Origin of the sequence: Solilutibacter silvestris, from assembly GCF_002895945.1 — a bacterium.
Lineage (GTDB): Bacteria > Pseudomonadota > Gammaproteobacteria > Xanthomonadales > Xanthomonadaceae > Solilutibacter > Solilutibacter silvestris.
In genome coordinates, this window is sequence record NZ_NPZB01000001.1 from 1,582,471 (window position 1) to 1,594,498 (window position 12,028).

The window sequence follows — 12,028 nt, forward strand, 5'->3', positions numbered from 1 at the left end:
CGATTACTTCGCTGCGGTTTTCTTTGCCGCCGGTTTCGCGTTCATCGCCTTGAGCGCGTCGAGCATGCTCTGCACGTGCGCCTTCGGGCTCAGGTCGGAATGCACCGCAGCGATGCGGCCATCGGTTCCGACCAAATAGGACGTGCGGTCCGACCAGCCCGGCTTCATCTTCAGCAGGGCATCGTATTGTCCGGCGATCTTGGCGCCGGCATCCGCCGCGACCGGAAACTTGCCGCCGCAATGCTCGGTTTCCTTGGAGAAATCGGCGAGCTGGTCGGTATTGCCGGCGGTCACGCCGATCACGCTGGCATGCTGCGCCTTGAACTGGTCGATCGCTTCCGAGAACAGATGCGCTTCGACATTGCAACCGGAGGTATGTGCGGCCGGGAAGAAATACACGACCACCGGGCCTTTCTTCAGCGCATCCGCCAGCGAATAGGTGAACGGTTTGGCGGCGAGGTAGGCCGGCGCGGTGAAATCGGGGGCCTTGTCGCCGGACTTCAGCGCGGCGAGGGCGGGGGTCGTGACGGTCGCTGCGAGCAGGAGCGTTTCGGCGATCAGAACAGGGAGCAGACGGCGCATGGTGGCGGTCTCGGAGGGACGTGGGCTATCGTTATAGGCCAAATCGGCGCGGGCTGCCTGTATCAGGGGTCACGGCGTCGAACGGGGATTTTCGTCAAGGGGAGCGGGGGATGGAGAGGAGACAGGGGCCGCCGCTGCGGTCGCGCACGAAGCCGCGTTCGCGGGCGTGGCCGTGGATCGTGGTTGTGGTGATCTGCCTGCTGGGTTTCGTGCTGATCTTCCGCATGTTGCTCGATCGCACGGCGTGGAGTGCGGGGCCAGCCGTCACTTCCAACGATCCGGTTGGCAGCGCAGGGCGTCCGCTTGCCGAAGTCGGGCACATGATCGCAGCCGAAGCGGCAGCCGCATCTGGCGATCAGGCAGCGGCTCGCCAACATGTCGAAGCGGCGCAAAAAGATCTGCTGCGCGAGATGAAGATGCCGGACCCCAACCGCAGGATCGATCCGGAATCGGCGCGCGCTGCTGTGCGCGGATTGCCGGGCGTCCGTTCGGCGGCCTGGACCGACCACGAAAACCTGCTGGTGATGGTCGATGGTGCGGTCTATCGCAGCGACGCGATGATCGATGCCGTCTGCCGGCAGCTCGATCCGCTGGGCGACACGCTTGCGGTGGTCGTGCATGTCGAGAACGTCGCCGCGCGCAATGCCGACGAATTGCAAACCGTCAACCGCAATTGCCAGCTCGCGCCGGGCGACCGTGCCTTTCTGCAGTCGCGGCGTTCCCTCGACGTGGTGCCCGAAGCGGTCAGGCAGCAGCATCAGGCCTTCGAACAGCAAGTCAAGGCGAAATCCACCCCGAAACAGGACCAGGCGGCCATCGACGCCCTGATGAAGCGCACGCCCGCGATGTAAAATCCCCACTGTTTCGTTTCCGGATCCATCATGTCGCTGGTGACGCTCCAGGACGTCGACTTCAGTGTCGGCGGTCCGCTGCTCCTTGAACGCGTCACATTCTCCATCGACAGCGGCGAACGCATCGCACTGATCGGGCGCAATGGTGCCGGCAAATCCACCCTGCTGAAATTGCTCTCCGGCGATTTGCGGCCAGACGATGGCGAGGTGCGCGTCGAATCCCGCGTGCGCATCGCGCGGATGGAGCAGGAAGTGCCGGCAGGCGTCCGCGGCAGCGTGTGGGATGTTGTCGCCGATGGCCTGGGTGAACTCGGGCACTGGTTGGCGGAATTTCATCATCTCAGCCATGCCGCCGAGATCGATGTCGATGCGATGTCGACGGTGCAGGCGAAGATCGACGACGCCAAGGGCTGGTCGCTGGATCAGCGCGTCACCGAAGTATTGTCGCGCCTGCAACTGGATGGCGAGGCTGCATTCGATGGGCTCTCGGGCGGACTGCGTCGCCGCGTGCTGCTGGCGCGTGCGCTGGTGTCGGCGCCTGATGTGCTGCTGCTCGATGAGCCGACCAACCATCTCGATATCGAGGCGATCGACTGGCTGGAGGGCTTCCTCAAGAGCTGGAACGGCGCGCTGGTGTTCATCACCCATGACCGCCGCTTCCTGCGTGCGCTGGCGACGCGGATCATCGAGATCGACCGCGGCAAGCTCACCAGCTGGCCGGGCGATTGGGCGAATTACCTGCGTCGTCGCGAGGAGCGCCTGCATGCGGAAGTGCAGGAACAGGAACGCTTCGACAAGATGCTGGCGCAGGAAGAAACATGGATCCGCCAAGGCATCAAGGCGCGACGCACCCGTGATGAAGGGCGCGTGCGACGACTGAAGGCGATGCGTGTGGAACGTGCGGCTCGCCGCGAACAGGCAGGCTCGGTGAAGATGGAAGCCGCGCAGACGGCGACTTCCGGGCGCAAGGTGGTCGAGGCCGAAAACGTGTCGTTCGGCTATGACGGTCGCGCGATCGTGCACGATGTCTCCACCACCATCCTGCGTGGCGATCGCATCGGCCTGATCGGTCGCAACGGCAGCGGCAAGACCACGTTGCTGCGCCTGCTGCTGGGCGAACTGGTGCCGCAACAGGGTAGCGTGCGCCTTGGCACGCAGTTGCAGATCGCTTATTTTGATCAGTACCGATCGACGCTGCGCGAGGACTGGAACGCGCTGGAGAACGTCGCCGAAGGCCGTGACAGCGTGACCATCAACGGGCGTTCGAAGCATGTCGTCGGTTATCTGCAGGATTTCCTGTTCACGCCGGAACGCGCCCGTGCGCCGATCACGCGGCTGTCCGGCGGCGAACGCAATCGCCTGTTGCTGGCCAAGCTGTTCGCGCAGCCGTCCAATCTGTTGGTGATGGATGAACCGACCAACGATCTCGATGCGGAAACGCTGGAATTGCTGGAAGAATTGCTCGCCGATTACACCGGCACGTTGCTGCTGGTCAGCCACGATCGCGATTTCCTCGACAACGTGGTGACCTCGACGCTGGTGCTGGAGGAGGGTGGCAGTGTCGGCGAATATGTCGGCGGTTACAGCGATTGGGAACGCCAGCGGAACGCGACCGTGTCGACGCCTGCCATGCGCGCGACGCTTGCTCCGGCTGCGCCAGTGGCGTCACCAGCGCTGATCGAACCCGCTGTCGCGAAGCGCAAGCTCAGCTACAAGGACAGTCGCGAGCTGGAAGCGTTGCCGGCGCGCATCGAAACACTGGAATCAAGGGTGGCGGCGCTCACTGCAGCGATGGCCGATCCGGCGTTCTTCCAGCGCGATACTGCGGCTATCACCGCCGATAACGAAGCGTTGGCGATGGCGCAGGCGGAACTTGATGGCGCGTACGCGCGTTGGGCGGAGTTGGACGGCTGAGAAGCTCGCACGCGCTGACGAGGTAGCCGGAGTTCCTCGCACGCGCTGGCTGGCGTGTGTGACCAGCTCCAATGCGCGGGACGCCGTGAATCCATCCATGTAGGCTCGACTCGGCATCCATGCCTCGTATGCCCGCGCATCGGACTGGTGCACCCACTTGCCGCGCGCGTGTTGTTGCGACTCGAGAGAGCAACAACACGCGTGTGTTGCGACCCCATCGCAGCGACGAAACACTCCCCGCCCGGCAGCGCCTGCGCGGTGTGTCCCTATTGCCGACACGCCGTGAATACACCCATGTAGGCTCAGCCGCCGCATCCATGCGGCGGAATGGTCGGCCATAGGGACACCCAAGCGGGCGCACGCCGGGCGCGAGAAAGCTGATCCCTCACGCTGTTCGGGATCACACGCTTGTGCTCGGGATAACAGCACGCCAACCAGCGCGTGCGACGCTCAAAAACTCATGAACAAGCCGCCGTTCACCGGCAGCAACGCACCCGTAATGAATCCCGCATCCTCGGCTGCGAGAAACGCCACCGCGCGCGCGATTTCCTCCGGCTCGCCGAGCCGGCCGACTGGCACTTGCGCCACGATCCCGGCGCGAATCTCCTCCGGCACCGCCATCACCATCTCCGTCGCGCAATACCCCGGCGCCACGCAATTCACCGTGATGCCCTTGCGCGCCACCTCGCGTGCGAGGGACATGCTGAAACCGTGCATGCCGGCTTTCGCCGCCGCGTAATTGGTTTGGCCGAACTGGCCGGTCTGGCCGTTCACCGAACTGATGTTGACGATGCGGCCATGACCCTGCGCCAGCATCGGCTCGATCGCATGGCGGCAGGTGTTGAACACACCGTCGAGATCGACCGCCATCACCTGCTGCCACTGCAACGCATCCATCTTGCGCAACGACGTGTCGCGGGTGATGCCGGCGCAATTGACCAGGATGTCGAGTCGTCCGTGCTTCGCCACGATCTCGCGCACCAGCGCGCCGCAGCGATCGAAATCGGTGACATCAAGTGCCGCGAATTCCACATCCAGCCCGGCCATCGCGACGGTGAATGCTTCGATGCGTTCGCTGCGGCCGGCGAGATCGCCGGCGATCACATGGCAATCCTGCGCAGCCAGTGCGCGACACACAGCGCTCCCCAGGCCACCGATGCCGCCGGTGACCAGTGCAACTCTTCGTGGACTCACTTGCGGTCGGTCCGCTTGCCGGTCGCGGCGGAGTCGGAGGTTCCGGTCGGCATCCCGGAAGTGCGCAGGAACTGTTGCTGCATGTCCTTCCACACGTCCATGTTGCGTTCGGCCATCTGGTTCATCATCGTCCACGGCGTCGGCCCGAGCATGCCGCCCAGTTGCTGGCGGAACTGCGCCTGTTGTTCGGTGAACAACTGCATTGCCCGTTCCAGGTAATTGCCCATGAAGCCCTGCATCGAATCGCCGTAGAGGCGGATCATCTGCGCCAGCATCGGCGTGGTCAGCACCGGTTCGCCGGATTGTTCGTGCTCGGCGATGATCTGCAACAACACCTGCCGTGTCAGGTCATCACCGCTCTTGGCATCGCGCACCTCGAACTCCTCGTTGTCGAGGATCAACTGGCGCACGTCCTCGACGGTGATGTAGCTGGAAATCTCGGTGTCGTAGAGGCGGCGGTTCGGGTACTTCTTGATGATGCGCGGTTGACTCATGGCTGGCAGGCCCCCTGATCGATTTCGCCAGCATGGCGCAGCGCAGCACGCTCCGCAAGCGCCGGAATGCAAAACAGGCCGGTTTTCCCGGCCTGTTTGCTTGGATGAATGGGGAGGCTCCTCACTGATGCCATCCCTGGCGTTTCCATCCGGTTCGGCATCCTGCCTCGCATGGTGATTCCGCATGCGCTGCCGATAGGACAGCGCATGAGCGCGAAATCACCATCCCATATGGTGCCCACCGTTGATGTCGAGATTGGAGCCGGTGATCCAGCCCGAACGCTCGTCGGCGAGGAAGGACACGCCGTGGGCGATTTCCTCGGGTGTGCCGAGGCGACCGGTGGGGATGTCGGCGACGATCTTGGCGCGGACTTCCTCCGGAACCGCCATCACCATGTCGGTGGCGATGTAGCCGGGCGAAATGGTGTTGACGGTGACGCCATTGCGGGCGTTTTCGCGCGCCAGCGAAATGGTGAAACCGTGCATGCCGGCCTTGGCGGCGGCGTAGTTGGCCTGGCCGTACTGGCCCTTCAACCCGTTGACCGAGCTGATCTGGATGATGCGGCCCCATTTGCGCTCGCGCATGCCTTCGATCACCGGACGCGTCACGTTGAACACCGAATTGAGGTTGGTGTCGATCACGTCGGTCCACTGGTCGGTCTTCATGCGATGGAAGGTGCCGTCGCGGGTGATGCCGGCGTTGTTCACCAGGATCTCGACCGGGCCGAGCTTGTCCTCGACTTCCTTGATCATGCGCGCGGAATCCTCGGGCGATGTCACGTCGCCCTTGACCAGGGCCACGTCGATGCCGTCCTTCTTGAGTTCCGCCTGCCACGCCTTCGCTTTTTCTTCGTTGCGGTAATTGGTGGCGACCTTGTGGCCCATGCCGGCCAATTCCCGGACGATGGCGGTGCCGATGCCGCCGGTGCCACCGGTAACGAATGCGACGCGTGAAGTCATGACTGCTCCAGATTGAGTGAAAGCGGGCCGCGCGGGACGCGCGACGGAACGAACCGCTCAACCGCATCATGCAACCATTCGTGTGACGTTGCGTGTGGCGTTGCAGCAAATTCCTGTTGACCAAGTTGTCGCCATGCATCGCGCAATGCCGGCAGCGGATCGCCGCGGTCGATTGGGTGCGCCGCCGATGACTTCGACAGCTTGTGGCCGAGGCGATCCACCAGCAACGGCAGGTGTGCGTAATCGGGCGTCGGATAGCCGAGCAATCGTTGCAGCAGGATTTGCCGCGCGCTGGAATCGAGCAGGTCGGCGCCGCGCACCACCGCGGTGATGCCTTGCGCGGCATCGTCCACCACCACCGCGAGTTGGTAGGCCCAGCAACCGTCGCTGCGTTTCAGCACGAAATCTCCGACGTCGCGATCGACGCGTTGCGACTTTGGGCCGTGGATGGCGTCGATGAAATCGATGCTGCAACCATCCGGCACGCGCAGGCGGATCGCCGGATCGGGGCGCTGCAGACCCGGCACGCAGGCGCGATGGATGCCGCCCTGCGCCTCCAGCACGTTGCGACTGCAATGGCATTCGAAGGCGTGGCCGGCGGCAATCAGGCGATCGAGGGCGGCGGCATACAGAGCATCGCGATTGCTCTGTCGTTCCACCGGGCCATCGTGCGCGAATCCGAACGCGGCCAATGTCGCCAGTTGGTCGTCCGCCGCGCCCGCCACTTCGCGGATCCGGTCGACGTCCTCGATCCGCAGCCACCATTCGCCACCGGCATGGCGCGCGAACAGCCAGCTGCCGAGCGCCGCCAGCAGCGAGCCGGGATGCAGCGGGCCTGTAGGAGAGGGCGCGAAACGACCGCGAACGTGAACTTGCATGCGTGGATACGGGTCTGGTTGCACTTGAATTTAACGCGACTGCCCCACACTGTGCAGGAAACACGAGGAGTTTCCGCTGTCATGCTCAAGCGCATCACATTGTTCCTGATCACCAATCTCGCGGTGATGATCCTGCTCGGGATCGTCATGACCGTGTTCGGGATCAACCCGGCGCGGACCTCCGGTTTGCTGGTGATGGCGGCGATCTTCGGCTTCGGCGGATCGATCATCTCCCTGCTGATGTCGAAAATGATGGCGAAGTGGAGCACCGGTGCAAAGATCATCACCCAGCCAAGCAACGAGAGCGAGCGCTGGCTGGTGCAGACCGTGCAGCACCACGCCCGGAAGGCCGGCATCGGCATGCCCGACGTCGCGATCTACGATTCGCCGGATATCAACGCCTTCGCCACTGGCGCCAACCGCAACCACGCGCTGGTCGCGGTCTCGACCGGCCTGCTCAATTCGATGAATGCCGACGAGGCCGAAGCGGTGCTTGGTCACGAGATCGGTCACGTCGCCAACGGCGACATGGTGACGATGGCGTTGCTGCAGGGCGTGCTCAACACCTTCGTGATCGTGTTGGCGCGCGTGGTTGGCCAGGTCGTTGACGGCTATCTCAGCGGCGGTCGCCGCGAGGGTGGCGGCGGGATCGGTTACTGGATCACGGTGAACGTGCTGCAGCTGGTATTCGGCCTGTTCGCCAGCGTGATCTCCATGTGGTTCTCGCGCCAGCGCGAATTCCGCGCCGACATCGCCGGTGCCGAGCTGGCTTCGCGCGAAAAGATGATAGCGGCGCTGGAACGCCTGCAGCTCAACCATGGCGAGTCGGGATTGCCGAAGCAGTTCCAGGCCTTCGGCATCTCCGGCGACCTGCGCCAGGGCTTCGGTGCGCTGCTGATGAGCCATCCGCCGCTGGAGGTACGCATCGAGGCCTTGCGCAAGGCCCAGCTCAATCCGTCAGCATTGCGCGAAGGCGTAGTGAGCTGATTCAAGGCACGCGCTGGCTGGCGTGGGTGGCCAGACCCAATGCGCGGGACGCCGTGAATCCGTCCATGGAGGCTCGACTCGGCATCCATGCCTCGTATGCCCGCGCATTGGGCAGACCACCCACTTGCCGCGCGCGTGTTGTTGCTTCTCAGAGACTTGAAAGCCGCCACCGGCGGCGCCAGCGCGGTTCGTCCGTATGGCCGACCATTCCGCCGCATGGATGCGGCGGCTGAGCCTACATGGACGTATTCACGGCGTGTCGGCCATATGGACAACCGACGCAGGCGCACAGCCGGGCGATGCTTTTCGCCAAGCCAGCGCGTGCCTTGAACCGCGATCAGAAGTCGAAGCTGAGGTCGGGGCTGGGCGGGGCGAGGAAGTTGCCCTGCACGTATTCGACGTTGGCGAGGAACAGCGTGGTCATGCTGCCGGAATCGTTGACGTCGCAGGCGATCGTCGATGCGCCCGATGCAGTGGCGGCGGCACCGAGGTCGCGGACGCGCGCCTGCTGTTCCGGCGAGCGCGCGTAATCGGTCATGAAGCTGCCGTCGAGCTTGACGAAACGCGGGCGCAGATGCGCGATCAACTGCGCCGAGCTGAGGCCGACGCCGAACTGATCGATGCAGAAGCCGGCACCGAACGCGGCCAGCTGACGATTGAACTCGGCGGCTTCGTTGACCTGGGTCGAGACCTTGGACTCGTTGATCTGGACGACCAGGCGATTGGCCGGGATGGCGTGTTCCTGCAACACCTGCTGGATGAAGGCCGGCAGCGTGGTGTCCTCGATCGAGGCGCGTGAAATGCGCACGATGAAGCGCATCTCGCGCTTGGCGTTCGCGGCCAGCGTACGGACCGCCTTGGCGATCACGCCACGGTCGAGGTCGCGGATCAGCCCGTGTTCCTCGGCGATCGGCAGGAAGGCGTTCGGCATCACCAGTTCGCCGGTGCCGTTGTCCATCCGCATCAACACATCGAAGAACGGCGCGTTGTTGCCGTGCAGGCTGATGATCGGCTGGTAGTGGAGGACCAGTTGGTCGTTCGTCAGCGCGCCGCGGATGCGCTCGATCCAGGCATTGATGCGGTCCTGCTCGGCGCGATCAATGGCGCCGGGATCGTACAGCTCCATGCGGTTGCCGCCGACGCCCTGCGCGGTTTCCAGCAATTGCTGCGCACGCGCCAGCACCCGTGGCACCTGGGCGTTGCGTTCGCTCACCTGCACGGCGCCGACGCTGGCCGTCACCGTCAGCGAATGGTCGCCGGTTTCGAGGATGCGTCCGCCGATCACGGAGACGATGTCGCGGGCCAGTACCTCGGTTTCGGCATGACTGGACCCGCGTGCCAGCACCGCGATGACCTGTTCGCCGAAGCGCGCGGCTTCGACCTGTTCGTCCAGCAGCGGGCGCAGGCGTTCGGCCAGCGCCGCCATCAGGGCATCGACATTGTTGATGCCGACGCTCTGCACCAGCGAGCCGAAATGATCGGGCTGGATCAGCAGCAGGCCATGGTGTTCGTGTGCGCTGGCAGAACGGGCGACGGCGTCTTCCAGCGATTGCAGGAAGGTTGGCCGGTTGAGCAGGCCGGTGGCGACATCCTGGCGACGCAGGGTTTCCATCTGCTCCATCATCGCCGGGTCGAAGGCGGTTTCCTTGCGCCGGAAGATGATCTGCAGGCAGGGTTCGCCGTCGTAGGTGGCCGGCGAGAATTCCATCGTCGCCGGGAATTCCTGGCCGTCGGCATCGTGCGCGGTGAGATGGTGCGGTGGCGGCGTCTCGCCGCCCTTGGACAACTGTTTCAGCAGCGTCTTGAAGTCGTTGGCATCGGCCGGCGCGACCATGTCGAGGATCGACATGCCCTCGACTTCATCGAAGTCGGCGTAGCCGAACATTTCCAGGTAGGCCTGGTTGGCGCGGATATGCATGCCTTCGTGGATGTAAGCGATGGGATCGCGCGAGGAATCGATCAGCGCGTCGCAGCGGCGTTCGGTTTCGTGCAGGCGCGCGTCGAGGTGGCGCAGGTCACGGCGGGCGTTGAGATCGCGGTACTCGCGTTCGACGGCGCGGCGGAGATGGCCATCGCGGTTGCGCAGGGCGATGTTGTCGGCGCCGAGGCCGATCATCGCAGCCAGCCCGGCATCGTCGTGGCCATCGGCGATCAGGATCACCGGCAGGTCGTTGCCGGTGGCGCGTGCGAGCGTGAGCGCCTGGGTCGGTTCCACCGTCTTGCTGGTGGCCGCGGCGAGGACCAGATCGACCGGCTGGCCAGCGAGCATCGCGCGGTATTCATCGAGACTGGTGGGGCGATTGGCGCGCACGGCCAAGCCGTCGTTGCGCAAGCCGGTGACGATGGATTCGGCATCTTCCATGCGGTCATCGATGACCAGGACCCGGATCGTGTGGTCTTTCTTCCGTTGCATCCCACCCTCTGCGCCGCGCCTGGGGGAGTGGCGCAGTCGATGGCAACTATACCGGACGGAACTGAATGGTCATCCGTGGGGACGGACGAGGCTTGATGCCGGTCACACCAGCGGGCGCTTGCCGGGATCGCCGGCGACCTCGCGAACCAGTTTCGGCACCAGATAACCGGACAGCCGCGCGGCGAGATCGCGATGCAGGGCCAATGCTTCGGCATCGGTGACTTCGAAATGCGCGGCGCCGCTGACGCGATCGAGCTGGTGCAGGTAATAGGGCAACACGCCGGCGCGATGGCCGCGTTCGCACAACTCGGCGAGGGCAGCGACCGAATCGTTGACACCTTTCAGCAGCACCGCCTGGTTCAGCAGCAGGACGCCGGCGTCGCGCAGGCGGGCGAGGGCGGCATCGACACTGTCATCGAATTCATTGGCGTGGTTGGCGTGGAGTACCACCGTGACCGGCCACGGCAGGTCGCGCAACCACGCGATGAAACCGTCATCGACACGTTCCGGCAGCACCACCGGCAATCGCGTATGGATGCGCAGGCGACGCAGGTGAGGAACGCGCTTCAGGGCATCGCTGAGTTCGGCCAGCTTGCCGTCGGCCAGCGATAGCGGATCGCCACCGGAGAGGATCACTTCGTCGATGGACGCATCGGCCGCGATGATCTCCACCGCCTCGGCCCATTGCCCGCGCGCGGCGGTGTCCTCGGCATAGGGGAAGTGGCGACGGAAGCAATAGCGGCAATTGATGGCGCAGCTGCCGGTGGCGATCAGCAGGGCGCGGCCTCGGTATTTGCGGATCACGCCGGAACCCGCGCGTGCGGCGCCATCACCGACGGCATCCAGCGTGAAACCGGGAACGACTTGGTCCTCGTCGTCCAGTGGCAGGACTTGCCGCAGCAACGGATCGCCGGGATCGCCATGGCGCATGCGCGCGACGAAGCCGCGTGGCACCCGCAGCGGGAATTGCGCCATCGCCGCCGGCGAGATGCGCGTGGCCAGCGTCTGCAGCCCGAGCAGGCCCAGCAGCTCCGCCGGATCGCGCACGGCCTCGCGCCACAGCGCTTGCCAGCGCGCTGCGGCCTGTCGTGGCAATGGTCGAGCAGGTATCATGTCGGGTTTATTCTATCGGGCCCGGCACCATCGGGCCGCACTGAGGAGCACGACATGGCCAGCCTGGGCATGAATGACGTCAAGAACGGCCAGAAGATCCTGGTCAACAACGATCCCTGCGTCATCACCGACACCGAATACGTGAAGCCGGGCAAGGGCCAGGCCTTCACCCGCATGAAGTACCGCAGCATCAAGTCGGGCCGCGTGGTGGAAATGACCATGAAGGCGACCGATTCGGTGGAGCAGGCCGACGTCGTCGACACCGACATGAACTACATGTATTCGGACGGCGAATACTGGCACTTCATGGATCCGCAATCCTTCGAGCAGGTCCAGGCCAACATCAACGGCATGGGCGGTGCCGAGAAGTGGCTGAAGGGCGAGGAACAGTGCATCGTGACCCTGTGGAACGGCAACCCGATCATGGTGCAGCCACCGAATTTCGTCGAACTCAAGATCACCGAGACCGATCCTGGCGTGAAGGGCGATACGGCTGGTACCGGCGGCAAGCCGGCCACGCTGGAAACCGGCGCGGTGGTGCGCGTGCCGCTGTTCGTCGGCCAGGAAGAAATCATCAAGGTCGACACCCGCAGCGGCGAGTACGTCAGCCGCGTGAAGTAACGTCGGTCAACGCGGAGAGGG

At 64.4% G+C, this 12,028-nt stretch carries 11 protein-coding genes; 4 read left to right on the forward strand and 7 right to left on the reverse strand.

All coding sequences use genetic code 11. From position 1 onward, the window contains the following. Positions 1 to 3 precede the first annotated feature (3 nt). Positions 4 to 582, reverse strand: a complete 579-nt coding sequence (locus Lysil_RS07260; protein WP_103074816.1) for a peroxiredoxin — start codon at positions 580 to 582, stop codon at positions 4 to 6. Between the two features lie 110 nt (positions 583 to 692). On the opposite strand from Lysil_RS07260, the gene Lysil_RS07265 reads away from it, so the two are divergent. Beyond that, entirely contained in the window at positions 693 to 1,433 is a 741-nt protein-coding gene (locus tag Lysil_RS07265) for a hypothetical protein (protein WP_129588395.1), read from the forward strand. 30 nt (positions 1,434 to 1,463) lie between these two features. Next, a complete protein-coding gene (locus tag Lysil_RS07270) occupies positions 1,464 to 3,347 on the forward strand; it encodes an ATP-binding cassette domain-containing protein (RefSeq protein WP_103074818.1) in 1,884 nt (627 codons plus the stop codon). Between the two features lie 450 nt (positions 3,348 to 3,797). Here the strand turns inward: Lysil_RS07270 and phbB (Lysil_RS07275) are convergent, their stop codons facing one another. The 4 genes from phbB (Lysil_RS07275) to gluQRS all read right to left on the reverse strand — a co-directional run bounded on the left by phbB (Lysil_RS07275) (position 3,798) and on the right by gluQRS (position 6,873). Then, positions 3,798 to 4,541 carry an acetoacetyl-CoA reductase gene (gene phbB, locus Lysil_RS07275; protein ID WP_103074819.1) on the reverse strand — a complete coding sequence of 248 codons (744 nt, stop codon included), beginning with the start codon at positions 4,539 to 4,541 and terminating at the stop codon, positions 3,798 to 3,800. Further along, positions 4,538 to 5,035: a polyhydroxyalkanoate synthesis repressor PhaR gene (phaR, locus tag Lysil_RS07280; protein WP_103074820.1), complete on the reverse strand. Its 498-nt coding sequence runs from the start codon at positions 5,033 to 5,035 to the stop codon at positions 4,538 to 4,540. The genes phbB (Lysil_RS07275) and phaR overlap by 4 nt, the downstream gene beginning before the upstream one ends. A gap of 219 nt (positions 5,036 to 5,254) precedes the next feature. Then, positions 5,255 to 5,995: an acetoacetyl-CoA reductase gene (phbB, locus tag Lysil_RS07285; RefSeq protein ID WP_103074821.1), complete on the reverse strand. Its 741-nt coding sequence runs from the start codon at positions 5,993 to 5,995 to the stop codon at positions 5,255 to 5,257. After that, positions 5,992 to 6,873: a tRNA glutamyl-Q(34) synthetase GluQRS gene (gene gluQRS / locus Lysil_RS07290; RefSeq protein ID WP_103074822.1), complete on the reverse strand. Its 882-nt coding sequence runs from the start codon at positions 6,871 to 6,873 to the stop codon at positions 5,992 to 5,994. The genes phbB (Lysil_RS07285) and gluQRS overlap by 4 nt, the downstream gene beginning before the upstream one ends. Positions 6,874 to 6,954: 81 nt before the next feature. On the opposite strand from gluQRS, the gene htpX reads away from it, so the two are divergent. Continuing rightward, positions 6,955 to 7,860 carry a protease HtpX gene (gene htpX / locus Lysil_RS07295; RefSeq protein WP_103074823.1) on the forward strand — a complete coding sequence of 302 codons (906 nt, stop codon included), beginning with the start codon at positions 6,955 to 6,957 and terminating at the stop codon, positions 7,858 to 7,860. A gap of 337 nt (positions 7,861 to 8,197) precedes the next feature. On the opposite strand, the gene Lysil_RS07300 is transcribed toward htpX, so the two are convergent. Further along, complete coding sequence (locus Lysil_RS07300) at positions 8,198 to 10,273, reverse strand: EAL domain-containing response regulator (RefSeq protein WP_103074824.1); 2,076 nt, start codon at positions 10,271 to 10,273, stop codon at positions 8,198 to 8,200. A gap of 102 nt (positions 10,274 to 10,375) precedes the next feature. After that, positions 10,376 to 11,386: an EF-P beta-lysylation protein EpmB gene (gene epmB / locus Lysil_RS07305; RefSeq protein ID WP_103074825.1), complete on the reverse strand. Its 1,011-nt coding sequence runs from the start codon at positions 11,384 to 11,386 to the stop codon at positions 10,376 to 10,378. Between the two features lie 54 nt (positions 11,387 to 11,440). Here epmB and efp point away from each other — a divergent pair, with 54 nt between their 5' ends. Then, on the forward strand, positions 11,441 to 12,007 hold the full coding sequence (efp, locus tag Lysil_RS07310; RefSeq protein WP_103074826.1) for an elongation factor P: 567 nt from the start codon (positions 11,441 to 11,443) through the stop codon (positions 12,005 to 12,007). The last annotated feature ends 21 nt before the right edge of the window (positions 12,008 to 12,028 follow it).